Below are 19799 nucleotides of genomic sequence, written 5' to 3'. Positions count from 1 at the left end.
GAAGGGAGACACCCATGGCAACGCATTCCGCATTCGCGAAAGACAACGTCGCCGTCGTCACCGGCGCCGCCTCCGGCATTGGCCTCGCGGCAGCGCAGGAATTCGCGCGGCGCGGCATGAGCGTCGTGCTGGCCGATCTCGGCGGCGACAGGCTGGCGAAGGCGCTGGAGGAAACCGTGGCGCTCGCCGAAGGCGGCGTCGAACAGGTGGCGGCGATCGAGACGGACGTTGCCGACCGTGCCTCGCTGGAAGCGCTCGAACGGGCCGTCATCCAGCGTTTCGGGCGCGTGCATGTGCTGATGAACAATGCCGGCATCCAGCCTGGTTCGTCGATCTTCGGGCCGCAGGTCGCCTGGGACAATGTACTGGCCGTCAACCTGATGGGTGTCGTCAACGGCACGCGCACTTTCGGCCCCGGCATGATTGCGCACGGCGATCCCGCCGTCATCATCAATACCGGCTCGAAGCAGGGCATCACCACGCCGCCCGGCGATCCCGCCTACAATGTCGCCAAGGCCGGCGTCAAAGTGTTCACCGAGGCGCTGCAGCACGAGCTGCGCAACACGGCCGATGGGCGCACCACCGCGCATCTGCTGATCCCCGGCTTCGTCTTCACCGGGCTCACCGCCAATGGCCGCACGGAAAAGCCGGCCGGCGCCTGGACGCCGGCGCAGACGGTCGATTTCATGATGGAGAGCATCGAGCGCGGCGATTTCTACATCCTGTGCCCCGACAACGACGTCGACCGCCCGACCGATGAGAAGCGCATTCTCTGGGCGGCGCTGGATATCGTCGAGAACCGCCCGCCGCTGTCGCGCTGGCACCCGGACCATGCCGAGGCCTTCAGGCGGCACTTGGGCGGCCAAACGGCGTAAAGCGCAAGTCTTGCTCCCGAAACCGGTTCCCGCTTTCGGGAGACATGCTGCGATTGGCAAAAGATCGAAAGCCGGATAAGGAAGAGCCACCTTATCCGGTTTTTTGACGGACCTGCGCTCCATGGATTTCCTGCCCAGCCTGCCGACCCTTCTCGCTTTCAGCGCCGCCAGCGTATTGCTGGCTGCAACGCCCGGTCCCGACATGACGCTTTCGATCAGCCGGGCGCTGGCGCAGGGGCGGAATGCAGCGCTGTTCGTCGTCGTCGGCACCAGCCTCGGCATCGTCATCCATACGATGCTGGTCGCCTTTGGCGTCTCGGCGCTGATCACCGCCTCGCCGACCGCCTTCCTGATTCTGAAGACCGGCGGCGCCGCCTATCTCCTGTGGCTGGCGATCCAGGCGGTGCGCTACGGCTCCAATCTCACTGTCATGAAGGTGGAGGAGACGCGGGGCACGCCGCTCGCCAATATCATGAGCGGTTTTGCCGTCAACCTGCTCAACCCGAAGGTCATCATCTTCTTCATGACCTTCCTGCCGCAATTCGTCACCGCCAACGATCCGGCCGTGACGCATAAGCTGCTGTTTCTCGGTTTCTTCTTCATCTTCATCTGCTCGCCGTTCAATCTGGCGGTGATTTTTGCCGCGGACCGGCTGGCGGGCTGGCTGCAAGCCAACAAGCATGTGCTGCGCGGCATCGATTATACCTTTGCCGGCGTGTTCTCGATTTTTGCGGCAAAAATCTTCCTGACCCAGGCGCGGTAAACCGAGTCAGATCAGGTCGCGTTTGACGCGTAAAAAATCCCGCTCGGCCGGGGCGGCGGCGAGTGTGATCGCTTGGGTATAGGCCTGCCTTGCTTCTTCCTGCCGGCCGGCGCGGGCGAGCAGGTCGGCTTTCGCCGCATGGAAGGGCTGGTAGCCGCCGAGGCTCTCCTCCAGCGGGTCGAGCAGGGGCAGGGCGGCGGCGGCCGTCTCGGCAAAGGACAAGGCGACGGCCCGGTTCAGCCGGTAGACGGGATTGTTATCGCGCTCGATCAGCACGTCGTAGATCAGCACGATCTCGCGCCAGTCGGTTTCTATAAAGCTTGGCGCTTCGGCATGGATGGCGACGATGGCCGCCTGAAGCTGGTACGCCCCCGGCCGCCCGCGTCGCAGCGCATGTTCGAGCAGGCGTACGCCGTCGGCGATCTCCGCCCGGTCCCACAGGCTGCGGTCCTGGCTGTCGAGCGGCAGGAAGCCGCCGTCGGGTCCAAGACGGCCGGCGCGGCGGGCGTGGTGCAGCAGCATCAGCGCCAGCAGTCCCTCCGGCTCCGCCTCCCCGGGGCAGAGGTCGATCAGCAGCCGGGCGAGCCGGATCGCCTCGTCGCAGAGATCGGCGCGGATATAGCGCGCGTCAGACGAGGCATAGCCCTCGTTGAAGATCAAATAGAGGACGGCGAGCACGCTTTCGAGCCGCGCCGGCCAGTGCTCCGGCCCCGGCACTTCATAGGTGATGCCGGCCTTGGCGATCTTGTGGCGGGCGCGCACCAGCCGTTGCGCCATGGCCGGCTCGGCATCGAGGAAGGCGTCGGCCACTTCTTCCGTCTTCAGCCCGCAGACGGAGCGCAGCGTCAGCGCCACCGCCGTCTTGCGGTCGATGGCGGGGTGGCAGCAGGTGAAGATCAGCTTCAGCCGCTCGTCGGCGATCGGCTCCGGCTCGGTCCAGTCGGCGGCATGGGCATCGAGATCGATCAGATGGGCGATCTCGGCGGATTTGGCGCGGAAACTGGCGGAGCGCCGCAGCCGGTCGATGGCCTTGCGGCGGGCGGTCTGCATCACCCAGGCCGGCGGCGAGCGCGGCAGGCCGTTGCGCGACCAGTGATGCAGGGCCGATTCCAGCGCATCCTGCAAACTGTCCTCGGCAAGCTGGAAATCCCTGACGGCGCCGACGAGATGGGCGAGCAGCCGGCCGCCATCGGCGCGCATCAGCGCATCGACGGCGGCAGCGATGCCGGGCAGGACCATCAGCGGTCGAAGACCATGATCGGCCGGATTTCGACCGCGCCATGGGCGGCGCCAGGAATGAGCGCGGCATAACGGATGGCGTCGTCGAGGCTGGCGCAATCGAGTATGTAGAAGCCGGCGAGCTGCTCCTTGGTCTCGGTGAAGGGGCCGTCCATGGATTCGGTGCGGCCGTCGCGCACGCGGATGGTGGTCGCGGTCGAGGCCGCCTGCAAGGCATCGCCGGAGACGTAGACGCCGTCGCGCTGATAGGTCTCGTTGGCCTCGCGGTAGCCGGACATCATCTTGCCAAACTCGGGCGAATCCGGTGGGGTCATGCGCGAGGGATCGATATAGATCAGGGCCATGTATTTCATCGCTTCATCCTTTCGAAGATCAGCCAATCGCCCGATTGCGATTGGTGCCTGATGACGAACGGGATGCAAGCCAATCGACAAGGGCGGCGAAAAATTTTCGCCGCCCTTGTCGTTTTTCGGAAAATGCCTCAGCCGATCAGCAGGGCATCGTCATCCAGCGTCTCGCCGCGCATCTTGCGGAACATGTCGATGAGGTCTTCGACCGACAGCGTCTTGCGGCTGTCGCCGGTGACGTCGAGCACGATCTCACCGCCATGCAGCATGACGGTTCGGTGGCCGTAATCCAGCGCCTGGCGCATGGAATGGGTGACCATCAGCGTCGTCAGCTTGCGTTCGGAAACGATCTTCTGGGTGAGCTTCATGATGAACTCGGCCATGCCCGGATCGAGGGCTGCGGTGTGTTCGTCGAGCAGCAGAACGTCGGAGCCGGAGAGCGTCGCCATGACCAGTGACACCGCCTGCCGCTGGCCGCCGGAAAGCAGGTCCATGCGGTCCTTCATGCGGTTTTCCAGGCCGAGGTTGAGTTCGGCGATGCGCTCGCGGAAGACGGAGCGGCGCGAGGGGCCGAGCGCCGAGGCGAGACCGCGCTTTTCGCCGCGACGGGCGGCGAGCGCCAGGTTTTCCTCGATGGAGAGCGCGCCGCAGCTTCCAGTCAGCGGGTCTTGGAAGACGCGGGCGACCATGCCGGCGCGGCCGGCGGTGGCCAGCCGCGTGACGTCGCGGGTGCCGATCGTTACCCTGCCCTCGGTCGGCAGCACGTCGCCGGCGAGCACGCCGAGCAGCGTCGACTTGCCGGCGCCGTTCGACCCAATGACGGTGACGAAGCTGCCCTCTTCGATGGTCAGGCTGACGCGCTTCAGCGCCTGCTTTTCGAGCGGCGTGCCCCGGCCGAAGACGACCTTGATATCCTCGACGGCGATCATGCGGCGCCTCCACGGCGAAGACGGGGAAGGATGAGCGCGACGGTGACGAGCACGGCGGTGACCAGGTTGAGGTCGGAGGCCTGCAGGCCGAGCATGTCCGTCGACAGCGCGAGCTGGATGGCGATGCGATAGAGGATCGAGCCGAGCACGCAGCCGATCAGCGCGATCAGGATGCCGCGCGCGCCCAGCAGCGTCTCGCCGATGATGACGGCGGCAAGGCCGACGACGATGGTGCCGACGCCGGAGGTGACATCGGCAAAGCCGCTCGTCTGGGCAAACAGCGCGCCGCCCAGCGCCACCAGCGCATTCGACAGCGCCATGCCCAAATAGATCTGGAAGCTGGTATCGACCCCTTGCGCCCGGGCCATGCGGGCATTGGCGCCGGTGGCGCGCATCGCGAGACCTGCATCGCTTTCGAGGAAGCGCCAGACGGCGATCAGGGCGACGATCACCAGCACGCCGATGAACAGCGGCCGCACATAGAATTCGCGCAGGCCGTGGCCGAAGAACGGGCTGAGCATCGTATCGGCATTGATCAGCGCCACGTTCGGCTTGCCCATGACGCGCAGATTGACCGAGAACAGCGCGATCATCGTCAGGATCGAGGCCAGCAGGTTGAGGATCTTGAAACGGACATTGAGAATGGCGGTGACGATGCCCGCGAGCGCGCCTGCGATCATGGCGATGCCCGCTGCCGCCCAGGCGTTCAGCCCGGCGGTGATCAGCACGGCGGTCACCGCCGCGCCCAGCGGAAAGGATCCGTCGACCGTGAGGTCAGGAAAATCGAGCACGCGGAAGGCAAGGAATATGCCGAGCGCAACGAAGGCATAGATCAGCCCCAGTTCCACGGCTCCCCAGAAAGCGATCACACTCAAGCGACTGCCCTTTTTCAAAAGCCTCCGCCGGGAAATCGTGGAGGCGTCATTTTAACAAGCAAACCGCCCTCACGGTTGATGAGGGCGGCTGCGATGGATCGGTAATGTCTTTCGGCGAAATTATTCGACGACGCGGGTGGCGCGCTTGACGACGCTTTCCGGCAGGGTGACGCCCATCTTGGCGGCGGCGGCCTTGTTGATGACCAGATCGCTGCCGGCGGCAACCTTCACGGCGATATCACCGGGGTTTTCACCCTTGAGGATGCGCACGACGATTTCGCCGGTCTGCTTGCCGACATCGTGATAGTTGAAGCCGAGCGCTGCGAGCGAGCCGCGCGACACCGAATCGGTATCGGCGGTGAACAGCGGCAGCTTGGCTTCCTCGGCCACGCCGACCGCGCCTTCCAGCGCCGAAATGATCGTGTTGTCGGTGGGCACGTAGATGGCGTCGGCCTTGCCGATCAGCGCGCGGGCCGCGCCCTGCACTTCGGCCGACTTGGTGGCGGCCGATTCGACCACCGTCAGGCCGGCCTTTTCGGCTTCCGTCTTGAGAACGGCGAGCAGCGACACCGAATTGGCTTCGCCGGAATTGTAGAGATAGCCGATCGTCTTGGCGTTTGGCAGGATTTCCTTGATCAGCGCCACATGTTCGGCAACCGGCGACATATCGGAGAGGCCGGTGACGTTGCCGCCGGGCTTGTCCATGTCCTTGACGAGCTGGGCGCCGAGCGGATCGGACACGGCGGTGAAGACGATCGGAATGTCGCGCGTGGCGGAAACTGCGGCCTGGGCGGATGGCGTCGAGATCGGCACGATGACGTCGGGGCCGTCGCCGGCGAACTGGCGGGCGATCTGGGCGGCGGTGGCCGGGTTGCCCTGCGCCGACTGGTAGACGAACTTCAGGTTTTCGCCTTCCTTGTAGCCGGCAGCCGCCAGCGCTTCCTTGACGCCGTCACGGGCGGCATCGAGGGCCGGATGCTCGACGATGGCGGTGACGGCAACCGTGACGTCCTGCGCCTTGACGGCGGTGGACAGCGCCAGCGTGGCGGCGAAAGCGATGAGAAGTGAACGCATGAAGGTCTCCCGAGGGGCAATAATGCGCCGCTTTTACAGGCAGCTTGCCTATAAAATCAACAGAGGCCCGGCGGCTTTCCCATCAAACTTCGTGATCAATCCTCGCCGTGATTGGCGATCATCATCGCCTCAAAAGCGAGGCGCTCGGTCTTGCGCATGCGTTCGGATTCCGACTTCAGCTGGCCGCAGGCGGCGAGGATATCGCGACCGCGCGGGGTGCGGATCGGCGAGGCGTAACCGGCCGCATTGATGAAATCGGCGAATTTCTCGATCGTCGCCCAGTCAGAGCACTGGTAATTGGTGCCCGGCCAGGGGTTGAACGGGATGAGGTTGATCTTGGCGGGAATGCCCTTGAGCAACTGGATCAGGCCCTTGGCGTCCTCCAGGCTGTCATTGACGTCCTTGAGCATCACATATTCGAAGGTGATGCGGCGCGCATTCGACAGGCCCGGATATTTGCGGCAGGCGTCCATCAATTCCTTGAGTGGATATTTCTTGTTGATCGGCACCAGCATGTCGCGCAAATCGTCGCGCACGGCATGCAGCGAGATCGCCAGCATGACGCCGATCTCATCGCCGGTGCGGAAGATTTCCGGCACGACGCCGGAGGTCGACAGCGTGATGCGCCGCTTCGACAGCGACAATCCGTCGCCGTCGGAGGCGATCAGCAGCGCGGTCTTCACCGATTCGAAATTGTAGAGCGGCTCGCCCATGCCCATCATGACGATGTTGGAGACCTTGCGGCCCTCGGCGGGCATCATGGCGCCGACCGGGGTGTCGCGGTCGGGAAAATCGCCGAGCCGGTCGCGGGCAAGCAGCAGCTGCGACAGGATCTCTTCCGCCGTCAGGTTGCGCACCAGACGTTGCGTGCCGGTGTGACAGAAGGAACAGGTGAGCGAACAGCCGACCTGGCTGGAGATGCACAGGGTGCCGCGGCCTTCCTCGGGAATATAGACCGTCTCGACCTCGACCGGACGGCCGGCGCCGCGCGGGGGGAAACGCAAGAGCCATTTGCGGGTGCCGTCATTGGAGACCTGCTCCTCGACGATTTCCGGCCGGGCGATGGTGAAATGCGTCTTCAGCGTTTCGCGCATGTCCTTGGCGACGTTGGTCATGTGGTCGAAATCGGAGACGCCGCGCACATAGAGCCAGTGCCAGATCTGGCTGACGCGCATGCGCAACTGCCGCTCGGCGACGCCGACGCCCTTGAGCGCCTCCGCCATCTCCTCGCGCGTCAGGCCGATCAGGGTCGGCTTGGTGCCGGCATCGAGCCGGCTGGCGATCGCCGGGATCTTCACCGGCGCAGCAAGGGTTTCCGTGACATCCATCGTCATTCTATCCCGGTTTCAGCACGGCCGGAACGCCCGGCGCTTCCCGTGGCGGACAAGGCATGTGCAATGAAAGAAAAAGGGACGGGCGCCGGCTTGGCGGCGAGGGTCTGGTCCGTCCATTTACGTTTGTCGCATTTCCGAACGGAAAACCGGTCTCCACTTTTCCTGGAAATGCTCTGTTGGCGCGCGTGTATCATGAATTCACGCCGACGTCAAAAACGGCAAAGCCGGCCTTGCGGGCCGGCTTGGTCGACAGTCGAATTCCCGAGCGTAAAAACTTACTTGCAGCGCTCGATCTGCTTCAGGGCGGCGGAAATGCCCTGCAGGGAATAGGCATAGCTGGTGACGGTGCCCTTGCGCGACATGGCCTTGACGGTCATGTTGTGGCCGGTCTTCATCGCGTTGACCAGCGCCGGTTCCTCGGCGGCGTTCTCGACCCAGGCGGCCTTCTCCTTGGTGAACATCACGAAGGTCTTGTTGTCGATGGTGACGTTGACCTTGGAATTCTCCTTCATCACATAGCCCATCATCGCCTGCGGCTCGTAGGAGATGTTCTGGCCGGGGCGCTGCGAGACGATGAAGAAAATGTCGCCATGATCGACATTGGCCGGCTCCTTGGTCGTCGGGACCGAGAGCACGTAGCAGACATTGCTGTTGCCGGATTTGTAGGTATAGGCGCCCCAGGCTTTGAACTGCTGGATGCGGGTGGGAGTCTGGGCGGATGCGATGCCAGCGCTGGCGACTACAAGGGTAAGAGCGAGAGCGAAACGTCTTGTGAACATGATTTCCTGCCGGTTCGTGCGCCATCCGAACCCCGAGGCCGGGGCCAGGCTAAATTATCCTTCGGATCCCGTTCATTGTGACTTTATTCAGGTTACCAAACCATGAACGCGAACGAGAATGCCACCGGGAAATGCGCCAGACCGAGCCGCAACCGGCTTTTTCGCCCCGAAACTCAAGACTGTCGGCAAATTCACTCGACCCGGAGGCGCTGTTCCCATTATCGGGTTTGACACAAAGAATCGGGCAAGAATTTGTCGCAAAACGGGCCTGTCCCGGTCGGGAATCAGGCGTCTCGGTCGGCGAGCGCCTTGTCGGCGGCCTCGTAGTGGCGTTCGTTCATATGGCCGCGGATCATCGCCAGCGCAGCGCTCAACACCGCGACGTCATCGGAAAAGCCGACCACCGCGAAAATGTCCGGGATCATGTCGATCGGCATGACGAAATAGGCGAGCGCCGCAAGCAGGATGCCGCGCACCCGCGTCGGCGTCTGCGGATCGGTGGCGCAGTAAAAAGCGGCGACGACGTCGCGCCCGAAAGGCAGGTGGCGCACCGCCTTGCGGAAGGTCGGCCAAAACTTGGCCTTGACCGATTTTTCGCGCCGATTCTGCGTTTCCTCGTCGCCGGGCAGGAGAATCTCTCCGAATTTCACCTCGTCCGCTGTCACCTTGTCCTCCGGGTCATCGCCGCAGATATGGGGAAGGGCGCGGCCGAGTTCAATCCTTGCGGCGGGCGGCGGCCTTGTCCATCCGGCCGGCCAGCTTGAAATCCAGCTCCGTCAGGCCTTTGGCGGCATGCGTGGTCAGCACCACCTCGACCCGGCCATAGACGTTCATCCATTCGGGATGGTGGTTGAGCTTTTCGGCCGCCAGCGCCGCTTCGGTCATGAAACCGAAGGCGTCCACAAAATTGCGGAATTTGAAATCACGGGCAATGGCGGCGCCGTCGCGGGTCAGCGTCCAGCCGGAAAGATCCTTCAGCCGCTCGGCAACCGCCGCCGCCGCCAGCTTCTCATAGGCCATGGCAGGGCCTCCTTTCTACAAGAGGCTTTTTTCCGGAACGGCGCCGGCCCACTCGCGGGAGCGGCTGTTGATTTCCTCGCGCAGCGGGAAAATCTCTTCCGTCAGGTAGGGGCCGCCGCCGACCGAATCGCGCGATGACAGGAGCACGAAACGGGGGGCGGTGAAGGGGGCGGTCTGGAAATTGCCGCGGCCGGAAAGGTAATGCACGACATCGTCGACGCGGGCGCCTTTCAGGCGCGCAAGCGTGACATGCGGGGTGAATTTGCGCGGATCCGGCGGCAGGCCGAGACGCTGGCACAGCCGCTCGATTTCCGCCTGCAGCGCGAACATCTCCGGCGCCGGCGTCACGCCGGCCCAGACCGAATGCGGCTTCTTGCCGCCGAACGAGCCGATGCCGGTCATCGAAAGCTGGAATTCCGGCCGGTCGATGCGGTCGAGCCGGTCGACGATCTCGTCGGCCGTGCGTCCGTCGACATCGCCGATGAAGCGCAGGGTGATGTGGTAATTCTCGACGTCGATCCAGCGGGCTCCGGGCAGGCCGCCGCGCAACAGGGAAAGGCTCAATGCCACGTTGCGGGGAATTTCGAGGGCGGTAAACAGTCTCGGCATGACAAGCTCCCCGAATCTTGTGCTGATGGCACCAGCGAATCACGCAAAGGAAATCCGCGCAATCCCTATTTTGTTCCGCCAGAAATCGTAGCCAGGAAAGCTTGCACCGCGGTTAAGGATTTTTCAACCATGACGTCCACGCCCCCGGGGTTCGGATGCATGCCGTCCTCGAGCTGCAGCCCCGCTTGCGCCGCCACTCCGTCAAGGAAGAAGGCATAAAGCGCAACCCCATGTTTTTCCGCCAGTTTCGGATAGATGGCGTTGAATTTCTCTCCGAATTCGCTGCCCATGTTCGGCGGCGCCATCATGCCCATGAGAATGACCGGGATACCGCGCTGCTTAAGGCGCGTCAAAATCGCGTCAAGGTTGCGTTCCGTTTCCTGTGGCGGTACGCCGCGCAACGCATCATTGGCCCCGAGTTCGAGGATGACGCCGTCGGTTCCGTCCGGCACCGACCAGTCGATGCGGGCAAGGCCGGCCGAGGTCGTGTCGCCGGAAACACCGGCATTGGTGATCGCGACGTCGATCCCCTTCGCCTTCAAGGCGGCCTCCAGTTTAGCGGGGTAGGCGTCGCCGGGCGCTAACTGGTAACCGGCCATCAGGCTGTCGCCGAAGCCGACGAGTTGCAGCGTGCGCGCGAACGCGCCGGTTGTGCTGCCGGTGAGCGCGGCGACAATGACGATGAAGTGAATGAACGCCGCTTTAAATCGCATCGGTCGTTTCCTATCTTGGCCGGGACCGTCCCCAGCATCCGCCCCCAATATAGGAAGGTTTGTCTTGACGAACACCATCATCGCGCTGAAGCGGGCCGATTTGACGCTGGGGCGCGACGCCGCCTCGGTCCATGTGCTCAAGGGGATCGACCTCAGTATCGATGCGGGTGAAGCCGTCGGCATCGTCGGGCCGTCGGGCTCGGGAAAATCGACGCTGCTGATGGTGCTGGCCGGGCTGGAACGGCTCGATTCCGGCGAAATCCATATCAACGGCGCGGCCCTGCATGGGCTGGGCGAGGATGCGCTGGCGGATTTTCGCGGCCGCAACATTGGCATCGTCTTCCAGTCCTTCCATCTGATCGCCAACATGACCGCGCTGGAAAACGTTGCGGTGCCGCTGGAGCTTGCCAATGTGCGCGACGCCTTCGACATCGCCCGGCGCGAACTGACCGCCGTCGGGCTTGGCGAGCGGCTGCATCATTATCCCGGCCAGCTTTCGGGCGGCGAGCAGCAGCGCGTGGCGATTGCACGCGCCTTGGCGCCGTCGCCGGCGGTGCTGATCGCCGACGAGCCGACCGGCAATCTCGACACCGAGACCGGCCGCCAGATCGCCGACCTCTTGTTTTCCAAGCAGGCCGAGCGCGGCATGACGCTGGTGCTGGTCACCCATGACCCTGCGCTAGCCGCGCGCTGCTCCCGCCAGATTCGCATGCGCTCCGGCGAGATCGCCGGCGACAGTGCGGCACCCGCTTCCGCCCATGCAGCGGTTTATGCATGAAGGGCCTGTCATCGCGGCTGAAACTCGCCCTCCGGCTGGCGTTGCGCGAATTGCGCGGCGGTCTCTCCGGCTTCTACATTTTCCTCGCCTGCATCGCACTCGGCACCGGGGCGATCGCGGCAGTCAATTCCGTCGCCTCGTCGATATCGGATGCGATTGCCGCGCAAGGGCAGAGCCTGCTTGCCGGCGACCTGCGCTTCGAGCTGAACAATCGCGAGGCCTCGCCGGACGAATTCGCCTATCTGCAAAGCCTCGGGGATATTTCCGTATCGACCGGATTGCGCTCCATGGCGCGCCTGCCGGATGGGTCCGACCAGTCGCTGACCGAGGTGAAGGCGGTCGATCCGGCCTATCCGCTCTATGGCGCTTTCGAGGCAAGTGAAGGCGGGGCGCTTCCCGATCTCATCGGCAAGCGCGGGGACGCGTTCGGCACGGTGGTCGCACCCTTGATCCTCGACCGTCTCGGCCTCAAGCTCGGCGATACCCTGCTGCTCGGCAAGGCGCGGCTGGTGATTGCCGGCACGGTGAAAACCGAGCCGGATGCGATTTCCGAAGGTTTTGGGTTTGCGCCGCGCCTGCTGATCAGCCGCGAGGCGCTGGCGGCGACCGGGCTGACCCAGACCGGTAGCCTTGTCGAGAATGCCTACAAGATCAGGCTGAAGCCGGGTTCCGCAACGCCGACCGCGCTCCAAGCGGAGGCGACGAAAAAATTTCCCGACGCCGGCTGGTCGATCCGCACCAGCGACCGCGCAGCACCGGCGCTCAGCGACAACGTCACCCGCTTTTCGCAATTTCTGACGCTGGTCGGGCTGACGGCGCTGATCGTCGGCGGCGTCGGCGTGGCCAATGCGGTGCGCGCCTTCCTCGATGCCAAGCGGACCACCATCGCCACCTTCAAATGCCTGGGCGCACCGGCCTCGGTGGTCGCCGCCATCTATCTTTTCCAGATCCTGCTGATCGCCGGCATCGGCATTTTGATCGGCCTCGTCCTCGGGGCGGTGGCGCCGATGGTTGCGGCACCCTTCCTTGCCGCCGTGCTGCCGGTTCCGGCGGAGCCGGCGCTCTATCCGGCCGCGCTGGCGCTGGCCGCCGTCTTCGGCCTGCTGACGACGCTCGCCTTCGCCATCCTGCCGCTCGGCCATGCCCGGGAAGTGCCCGCCACCGCCCTGTTCCGTGAGCAAGGTTTCGAGCGGGCGGGGTTGCCCTCCTGGCCCTATCTGGCGGCGGCGGGCACCATCCTTGCGCTTCTCTGCGTGTTGGTGGTCGCCACCGCCTTCGACCGTTTCATCGCCGCGATCTTTCTGGTCTCTGTCGCTGGGGCTTTCATCCTGTTGCGGCTAGTGGCGGCCGGGATTGCGGCGCTGGCGAAACGCAGCCCGCAGGTGCATTCGCCGGCGCTGCGACTGGCCATCGGCAATATCCATCGCCCCGGCGCGCTGACGCCCTCGGTGGTGCTGTCGCTCGGCCTCGGCCTTGCGCTCTTGGTGACGCTGGCGTTGATCGACGGCAACCTGCGGCAGGCGCTCACCCGCAACCTGCCGGAACGCGCCCCGAATTTCTTCTTCGTCGATATCCAGGGCAGCGAGGTCGACGGCTTCCGAAAACTCGTCTCGACCGAATTGCCGAACAGCAAACTCACCGAGGTGCCGATGCTGCGCGGACGCATCCTCGCCTTTAACGGCCAGGACGTGAGCAAGATGGAGGTGCCGCCGAATGCCCGCTGGGTGCTGCGCGGCGATCGCGGCATCACCTATGCCGAGACCCTGCCGGAAGGCTCGCTGGTGACGCAGGGGGAATGGTGGCCGGCAAACTATAGCGGCGAGCCGCTCGTCTCCTTTTCGGCGCAGGAGGCCGGCGACCTTGGCCTCAAGCTCGGCGATACCGTCACGGTCAATGTGCTCGGCCGCAGCATCACCGCGAAAATCGCCAATCTCAGGCAGGTGCAGTGGGAATCACTGTCGATCAATTTCGTCATGGTGTTTTCGCCCAACACGTTTGCCGGCGCGCCGCATGCCTGGCTGGCGACACTCACCGATGCCGGCGCCACGGCAGCCGAAGAGGCGACGCTTTTGCGCAAGGTCACCAACACCTATCCGACGATCACCAGCGTGCGCGTCAAGGATGCGCTGGATATCGTCAGCGGCCTTGTCGGGCAGCTGGCGGTGGCGATCCGGGCGGCGGCCTCGGTGGCGCTGGTCGCCTCGGTGCTGGTGCTGGCCGGTGCGCTTGCCGCCGGAAACCGCGCCCGCACCCATGACGCCGTGGTGCTGAAGACGCTGGGGGCGACGCGCGGGTTGCTGATTCGCGCCTTCTCCTACGAATACCTGTTGCTGGGGCTGGCGACCGCCGTCTTCGCGCTCGCCGCCGGTGGCGTTTCCGCCTGGTTCGTGGTGACGCGGGTGATGAAATTACCTTCCGCCTTCCTCGGCGATGTCGCGATCGGAACGGTCGTCGTGGCGCTGGTGATGACGGTCGGTATCGGCCTCATCGGCACATGGCGGGTGTTGGGGCAGAAGGCGGCGCCGGTCCTGCGCGAGTTGTAGGACGGTTTGCGGTTAATCACGCGGCTTTTGGCCGCGTGCGCCGGCCTCACCGTTCGATTCGCGGCATACGGGCCTTGTAAGCGCCGTGTTCTCGCATCATATTTACGCTACGCATGCTGGAAGCTCCGCAGCGGCGCCCGGACCCGATGTCCGCGACCCCGTGACTTCATCGGAGCTTGAAAGAGGAAAGAATGGCTGATCTTCGAAACTACCAGAACCGGACGGGTTATGCGGGCGCGCAATCCGGTCAGTTGATTGACCAGGGCCTGCGCACCTACATGCTGAAGGTTTACAACCTGATGGCGCTGGGACTGGCGATCACCGGTCTGGCGGCTTACGGCACCTATGCGCTGGCGGTCAGCAATCCGGCCTTCGCGCAGCTTCTGTTCGCCTCGCCGCTGCGCTGGGTGATCATGCTGGCTCCGGTCGGCCTGGTGTTCTTCCTGAGCTATCGCATTCATCAGATGTCGGTCTCGGCCGCGCAGACGACCTTCTGGATCTACGCCGCGCTGATGGGCCTGTCGCTGTCGTCGATCTTCATCGTCTTCACCGGCCAGAGCATCGTGCAGACCTTCTTCGTGACCGCCGCCGCCTTCGGCGGACTGTCGCTGTTCGGCTACACGACCAAGCGTGACCTGTCGGCCTTCGGCTCGTTCCTGATCATGGGTCTGTTCGGCCTGATCATCGCCGCGCTCGTCAACCTGTTCCTGCAGTCTTCCGCGCTCCAGTTCGCCATCTCGGCGATCGGCGTGCTGGTCTTCGCCGGCCTCACCGCCTACGACACGCAGAAGATCAAGGAAATGTATTTCGAGAACGACGACGTCGCCGTCATGGGCCGCAAGGCGATCATGGGCGCGCTGCAGCTCTATCTCGACTTCATCAACCTGTTCATGTTCCTTATCCAGTTGTTCGGCAACCGCAACAACTAAGGAATGGGCAGACGGAATGGAAAGGCGACCTTCGGGTCGCCTTTTTTGTGTTCGCCTCTTCGGAAGAGTCTTCATGCGTTTTCGCCTGCGCCCGGCAACGCCTGCCGATCTCGACGCCATCACGGCGATCTACGCCCATGCCGTCGTGAACGGCGTCGCCAGCTACGAGATCGAACCGCCGTCGCGCGACGAGATGGCCGCGCGGTTCGAGGCGATCACCGGGCGCGGCTATCCCTATCTGGTCGCCGAGGAAGAGGGCGCGGTTCTCGGCTATGCCTATGCCGGCCCGTTCCGCACCCGACCGGCCTATCGCTGGCTGGTGGAGGATTCGATCTATCTCGGCCGCCACGCGCAGGGGCGCGGCATCGGCAAGGCTCTGCTCGTCGCGCTGCTGGCGCGATGCACGGAACTCGGCTTCCGGCAGATGCTGGCGGTGATCGGCGGCGGCCATCCGGCCTCGGTGGCGCTGCATGCGGCCTGCGGTTTTTCCGATGCCGGGCGCATTGCCGGCGCCGGCTTCAAGCAGGGGAGGTGGCTGGATACGGTGCTGATGCAGAAGAGCCTCGGCGAGGGCATCGAGACCTTGCCGGATCCCGGGCGTTATCCGGGCACGCTGACCTGACGGCTCAGGTGTCGATCAGCTTCAACACCTTGTCGAAGACCTTCAATACCTGCTGCAGTTCATGGCCGCGTTTCAGCACCATGCCGTTGACATTGACGACGCTGAAGGCGCCCTGCTTGTTGGCGAGCTTGGGGTTCTTCTCGATGCGGAACAGCGGCATTTCGCCGGAGCGCTTGAAGATCGAGAACACCGCCTTGTCCTTGAGGTGATCGATGGCATAGTCGCGCCATTCGCCTTCGCCGACCATGCGGCCATAGATGCGCAGGATGGCATCCAACTCGCGGCGGTGGAAGGTGACGGGGGCGGGATCGCGACTTTGCCGGTATTCTCGCAGATCGACAACGACATCGGCGTTTCGGTGCGACACATCCGGCTGATCGTTCATAGGCACTCCTCGAATCCTGTTGATGACAACAGAGTTGTGACAGTGTGCCCCAGCGGGATAAAAATGCAAGCGACGGTGTGTCGCTGCCGTGGCATGTCGGGGACAGATGTGAGGCGGCTTTACCGAAAAGCCAAACGAAAACAGCAAATGCGGGGTCAACCGCCGTTCGGGGCGGCGGTCAGCACCGCGGCGCCGCGGATGGCGGCGGGATCGCCCTTGGGCGAGGTTGCCTGCAGCAGCACGGCGCAGCCCTGCTTGCGCTGCGTGCCGACGACGCTGGCCGGCAGCACCAGCTTCAGCGGCTTGCCGTCCCACATGCCGACCGTCTGCACGTCGCTGACGGTGTTCCAATAGGTGATCTTGCGGCCGGCATTCTCGCCCTTGTCCATCTGGATCACCTGCTCCCTGTTGAAATAGGCGATGACGACATTGGCCTTGCCGTTGCCCGGCCCGACGTTGATTTCCAGCTCGTCGCCGCGCATGGCGGCATCGACGTCGACGTTCAGCCCCTTGCCGTCGGCGCGCAGCGCCTCCAGCTTGGCATTGATGCCGTGGAGATCGGCGCCGCTGATGTGGTCCTGGCCGTTCAGCACCGCCTGCGGCGTATAGACATTGGTGCGGCCCATGGTGCGGGCATAGCCGTATTGCCGCTCGGTGTTCTCCTTGGAACTCAGCGTATCCTTCCAGCCGAGATAATCCCAGTAGTCGACGTGGTAGGAGAGGGCGATGACGTCGCCCTGGCGGATCAGCGTTTCCAGCTTTGCATCGGCCGGCGGGCAGGAGGCGCAGCCTTGCGAGGTGAACAGCTCGACGACGCCCTTCGGCTTTGCCGCCTGTTCGGCCGATAGCGGCGAGGCTGCCGCGACCCCGATCGCCAGAACCGTCGTGAAACGCCACACCGGCATCGTCTGCACCTTTCCACAGGACCTTGCGCCGGCCCCGTCCGTCACGAAAAAACGCCTGCCGACCGGCAGCCGAACACCCCATACTATCCTTGAAGTCCCGTCTCTACACCCTCCCATCTTCAACGAAAAGTCACGATGGGGTGAAGCCGGATCCGCGCTCACGAGCGCATTTCCGGACGGAAAACCGGTTTCCGCTTTTCCTGGAAACGCTCAAGAAAAAGCCGCCGGGAGAGGCTCCCGGCGGCTTCGAAGAGCAGGTCTCAGACCGGCTCAGGCGGCCAGATCGCGCAGAACGGTCTGGAGAATGCCGCCATTGTTCATGTAGGTCACCTCGTCCAGCGTATCGATGCGGCAGAGGATGTTGATCTCCTTCACCGTGCCGTCCGCATAAGCGATCTTGGCGACCTTCCATTCACGTGGACGTACGTTGGCGAGGCCCTCGATCGAGACGACTTCGTCGCCCTTGAGGCCGAGGCTGGCCCAGGTCGTGCCCTCTTCGAAGACGAAGGGCACGACGCCCATGCCGACCAGGTTCGAGCGGTGGATACGCTCGAAGGACTGGGCGATGACCGCCTTGACGCCGAGCAGGTTGGTGCCCTTGGCCGCCCAGTCGCGCGAGGAGCCGTTGCCGTATTCGACGCCGGCGAAGATGACAAGCGGAACGCCCTCGGCCTTGTACATCATGGCCGCGTCGTAGATCGACATCTCTTCCTTGGACGGATAGTGGATGGTGTAGCCACCTTCCTTACCGTTCGGGCCGAGCATGTGGTTGCGGATGCGGATATTGGCGAAGGTGCCGCGCATCATCACTTCATGATTGCCGCGGCGCGTGCCGTACTGGTTGAAGTCGGCGACGCCGACGCCATGGTCGATGAGATAGGCGCCGGCCGGCGAAGCGGCCTTGATCGAACCGGCCGGGGAAATATGGTCGGTGGTGATCTTGTCGCCGAACAGGCCAAGGATGCGCGCACCCTTGATGTCGGAAATGCCCGAGCCGGTCTTGCCCATGCCAACGAAGTAGGGCGGGTTCTGCACATAGGTCGACTGGTCGTCCCAGGCATAGGTCTGGCCGGCCGGAACCTGAACCGCCTGCCAGTTGACATCGCCCTTGAACACGTCGGCATACTTGCTCTCATAGAGCGCGCGCGTGACGTATTTCTGGATGAATTCCTGGATCTCGTGCGAGGTCGGCCAGATGTCCTTGAGGTAGACCGGGTTGCCGTCCCGGTCTTCGCCGATCGGCTCCTTGGTCAGATCCTTCTGGACCGTGCCGGCCAGCGCGTAAGCGACGACCAGCGGCGGGGAGGCGAGGTAGTTCGCCTGGACGTCCGGCGAGATGCGGCCTTCGAAGTTGCGGTTGCCGGAGAGGACGCCGGCGGTGATCAAGCCCTTGTCGTTGATCGTCTTCGAGATCGGAGCCGGCAGCGGGCCGGAATTGCCGATGCAGGTCGTGCAGCCGAAGCCGACGAGGTTGAAGCCGAGTGCGTCGAGATCGGCCTGCAGGCCGGACTTGGAAAGATATTCGCCGACGACCTGCGATCCCGGGGCCAGCGAGGTTTTCACCCACGGCTTGGACTTCAGGCCCTTGGCAACCGCATTGCGGGCGAGAAGGCCGGCGGCGATCAGCACGCTCGGGTTCGAGGTGTTGGTGCAGGATGTGATGGCGGCGATCGCCACGTCGCCATGGCCGAGATCGAAGTCTTCGCCTTCGACGGCATAGCGGTTGGTGAGCTGGCCGGGCTTCTTGTAGTCGCCTTCCAGCGCAGCCGCAAAATTCGGCGCGATGGTTTCCAGCGGCAGGCGTCCCTCGGGGCGCTTCGGGCCGGCCATGGAGGGCACGACGTCGCCGAGATCGAGTTCCAGCGTGTCGGTGAAGACGAGGTCGGAACCGTCGCCGTCACGCCACATCCCTTGAGCCTTCGAATAAGCTTCGACCAGCGCGATGCGGTCGGTCTTGCGGCCGGACATGGTGAGATAGTTGATCGTTTCGCCATCGACCGGGAAGAAGCCGCAGGTGGCGCCGTATTCCGGGCCCATGTTGCCGATGGTGGCGCGGTCGGCGAGCGGCATGTTGTCCATGCCCGGGCCGAAGAATTCGACGAACTTGGAGACGACGCCCTTCTTGCGCAGCATCTGCACGACGGTCAGCACGAGGTCGGTGGCGGTGACGCCTTCCTTGAGCTTGCCGGTCAGCTTGAAGCCGATGACCTCGGGCAGCAGCATGGAAACCGGCTGGCCGAGCATGGCGGCTTCCGCCTCGATACCGCCGACACCCCAGCCGAGAACGCCGAGGCCGTTGATCATCGTGGTATGCGAATCGGTGCCGACGCAGGTGTCGGGATAGGCGATGGTCTCGCCGTCCTCGTCCTTGGTCCAGACGGTCTGGCCGAGATATTCGAGGTTGACCTGGTGACAGATGCCCGTGCCCGGGGGAACCACGCGGAAATTCTTGAACGCCTGCTGGCCCCACTTCAGGAAGCGGTAGCGCTCGCCGTTGCGCTGGTATTCCAGCTCGACGTTGCGGGCGAAGGCGGAAGCGGTGCCGAACTCGTCGACGATGACCGAATGGTCGATGACGAGATCGACCGGCACCAGCGGGTTGATCTTTTCCGGATCGCCGCCGAGCGAGACCATCGCGTCGCGCATGGCGGCGAGATCGACGACCGCCGGCACGCCGGTGAAGTCCTGCATCAGGACACGCGCTGGGCGATAGGCGATCTCGGCCTCTTCCAGGCCCTTGTTCTCAAGCCACTTGGCGACGGCGAGAATGTCGTTTTTGGTGACCGAGCGGCCGTCCTCGTTGCGCAGCAGGTTTTCCAGCAGCACCTTCATCGAGAAGGGCAGCCTGGAAACACCCGGCAAACCGTTGGCTTCGGCCTTCGGCAGGCTGAAATAGACATAGTCCTTGCCGTCCACTGTGAGCGTGGAGCGACAATTGAAACTATCGAGAGATTTAGACACGAGAGACCCCGTTTCTGATAGCCAACACAGTCGTGCGAACGCCCATGCACTTCATGCACATCAGGATGCGGGTGCGGCCATTTCCGCTGTCCGCACGCAAGGATTGTTGTTCGCAATCC

At 64.0% G+C, this 19799-nt stretch carries 20 protein-coding genes; 6 read left to right on the top strand and 14 right to left on the bottom strand.

The features are described 5' to 3' along the window. Nucleotides 1-14: 14 nt before the first annotated feature. Entirely contained in the window at nt 15-875 is an 861-nt protein-coding gene (locus tag P7F60_RS13590; protein WP_277918278.1) for an SDR family NAD(P)-dependent oxidoreductase, read from the top strand. A 121-nt stretch (nt 876-996) separates the two neighbouring features. Next, nucleotides 997-1638 carry a LysE family translocator gene (locus P7F60_RS13585; protein WP_277918277.1) on the top strand — a complete coding sequence of 214 codons (642 nt, stop codon included), beginning with the start codon at nt 997-999 and terminating at the stop codon, nt 1636-1638. 6 nt (nt 1639-1644) lie between these two features. Here the strand turns inward: P7F60_RS13585 and P7F60_RS13580 are convergent, their stop codons facing one another. The 11 genes from P7F60_RS13580 to P7F60_RS13530 form a co-directional block, all read right to left on the bottom strand. Continuing rightward, nucleotides 1645-2877, bottom strand: a complete 1233-nt coding sequence (locus tag P7F60_RS13580; protein WP_277918276.1) for a DUF6596 domain-containing protein — start codon at nt 2875-2877, stop codon at nt 1645-1647. Then, nucleotides 2877-3230: a YciI family protein gene (locus P7F60_RS13575; RefSeq protein ID WP_277918275.1), complete on the bottom strand. Its 354-nt coding sequence runs from the start codon at nt 3228-3230 to the stop codon at nt 2877-2879. The genes P7F60_RS13580 and P7F60_RS13575 overlap by 1 nt, the downstream gene beginning before the upstream one ends. Before the next feature lie 128 nt (nt 3231-3358). Next, nucleotides 3359-4153, bottom strand: a complete 795-nt coding sequence (locus tag P7F60_RS13570; RefSeq protein WP_277918274.1) for an ABC transporter ATP-binding protein — start codon at nt 4151-4153, stop codon at nt 3359-3361. Then, the gene (locus P7F60_RS13565) at nt 4150-5028 is read right to left on the bottom strand and encodes an ABC transporter permease (protein ID WP_277918273.1); all 879 of its coding nucleotides are present in this window, start codon (nt 5026-5028) and stop codon (nt 4150-4152) included. Before P7F60_RS13565 ends, P7F60_RS13570 begins: the two co-directional genes overlap by 4 nt. A gap of 120 nt (nt 5029-5148) precedes the next feature. Next, nucleotides 5149-6102 (bottom strand): ABC transporter substrate-binding protein, encoded by a 954-nt coding sequence (locus P7F60_RS13560; RefSeq protein WP_277918272.1) that lies wholly within the window; start codon nt 6100-6102, stop codon nt 5149-5151. A gap of 95 nt (nt 6103-6197) precedes the next feature. Next, a complete protein-coding gene (rlmN, locus tag P7F60_RS13555) occupies nt 6198-7430 on the bottom strand; it encodes a 23S rRNA (adenine(2503)-C(2))-methyltransferase RlmN (protein ID WP_277918271.1) in 1233 nt (410 codons plus the stop codon). 281 nt (nt 7431-7711) lie between these two features. Further along, nucleotides 7712-8215, bottom strand: coding sequence for an invasion associated locus B family protein (locus P7F60_RS13550; protein ID WP_277918270.1), 504 nt, complete (start codon nt 8213-8215; stop codon nt 7712-7714). 284 nt (nt 8216-8499) lie between these two features. Next, a complete protein-coding gene (locus tag P7F60_RS13545) occupies nt 8500-8880 on the bottom strand; it encodes a YkvA family protein (protein WP_277918269.1) in 381 nt (126 codons plus the stop codon). 49 nt (nt 8881-8929) lie between these two features. Next, entirely contained in the window at nt 8930-9235 is a 306-nt protein-coding gene (locus P7F60_RS13540) for a 4a-hydroxytetrahydrobiopterin dehydratase (protein WP_277918268.1), read from the bottom strand. Nucleotides 9236-9250: 15 nt separating this feature from the next. Beyond that, on the bottom strand, nt 9251-9844 hold the full coding sequence (thpR, locus tag P7F60_RS13535; protein ID WP_277918267.1) for an RNA 2',3'-cyclic phosphodiesterase: 594 nt from the start codon (nt 9842-9844) through the stop codon (nt 9251-9253). A gap of 65 nt (nt 9845-9909) precedes the next feature. Then, a complete protein-coding gene (locus tag P7F60_RS13530) occupies nt 9910-10557 on the bottom strand; it encodes an arylesterase (protein ID WP_277918266.1) in 648 nt (215 codons plus the stop codon). Between the two features lie 64 nt (nt 10558-10621). On the opposite strand from P7F60_RS13530, the gene P7F60_RS13525 reads away from it, so the two are divergent. The 4 genes from P7F60_RS13525 to P7F60_RS13510 all read left to right on the top strand — a co-directional run bounded on the left by P7F60_RS13525 (nt 10622) and on the right by P7F60_RS13510 (nt 15429). Further along, nucleotides 10622-11335 (top strand): ABC transporter ATP-binding protein, encoded by a 714-nt coding sequence (locus P7F60_RS13525; protein WP_277918265.1) that lies wholly within the window; start codon nt 10622-10624, stop codon nt 11333-11335. After that, on the top strand, nt 11332-13878 hold the full coding sequence (locus P7F60_RS13520; protein WP_277918264.1) for an ABC transporter permease: 2547 nt from the start codon (nt 11332-11334) through the stop codon (nt 13876-13878). Before P7F60_RS13525 ends, P7F60_RS13520 begins: the two co-directional genes overlap by 4 nt. 191 nt (nt 13879-14069) lie before the next feature. Continuing rightward, nucleotides 14070-14807: a Bax inhibitor-1/YccA family protein gene (locus P7F60_RS13515; RefSeq protein WP_277918263.1), complete on the top strand. Its 738-nt coding sequence runs from the start codon at nt 14070-14072 to the stop codon at nt 14805-14807. Nucleotides 14808-14880: 73 nt separating this feature from the next. Next, nucleotides 14881-15429: a GNAT family N-acetyltransferase gene (locus P7F60_RS13510; protein WP_277918262.1), complete on the top strand. Its 549-nt coding sequence runs from the start codon at nt 14881-14883 to the stop codon at nt 15427-15429. Nucleotides 15430-15433: 4 nt separating this feature from the next. Here the strand turns inward: P7F60_RS13510 and P7F60_RS13505 are convergent, their stop codons facing one another. The 3 genes from P7F60_RS13505 to acnA form a co-directional block, all read right to left on the bottom strand. Continuing rightward, nucleotides 15434-15814, bottom strand: a complete 381-nt coding sequence (locus P7F60_RS13505; protein WP_277918261.1) for a DUF2794 domain-containing protein — start codon at nt 15812-15814, stop codon at nt 15434-15436. Between the two features lie 155 nt (nt 15815-15969). Next, the gene (locus P7F60_RS13500) at nt 15970-16719 is read right to left on the bottom strand and encodes a thioredoxin family protein (RefSeq protein WP_277918260.1); all 750 of its coding nucleotides are present in this window, start codon (nt 16717-16719) and stop codon (nt 15970-15972) included. A 270-nt stretch (nt 16720-16989) separates the two neighbouring features. Further along, nucleotides 16990-19680, bottom strand: a complete 2691-nt coding sequence (acnA, locus tag P7F60_RS13495) for an aconitate hydratase AcnA (protein ID WP_277918259.1) — start codon at nt 19678-19680, stop codon at nt 16990-16992. Between the last annotated feature and the right edge of the window lie 119 nt (nt 19681-19799).

The organism is Rhizobium sp. YJ-22 (assembly GCF_029601685.1).
GTDB lineage: Bacteria > Pseudomonadota > Alphaproteobacteria > Rhizobiales > Rhizobiaceae > Metarhizobium.
The sequence above is the reverse complement of the archived record's forward strand: the minus strand, read 5'-3'. Positions and strand labels throughout refer to the sequence as shown.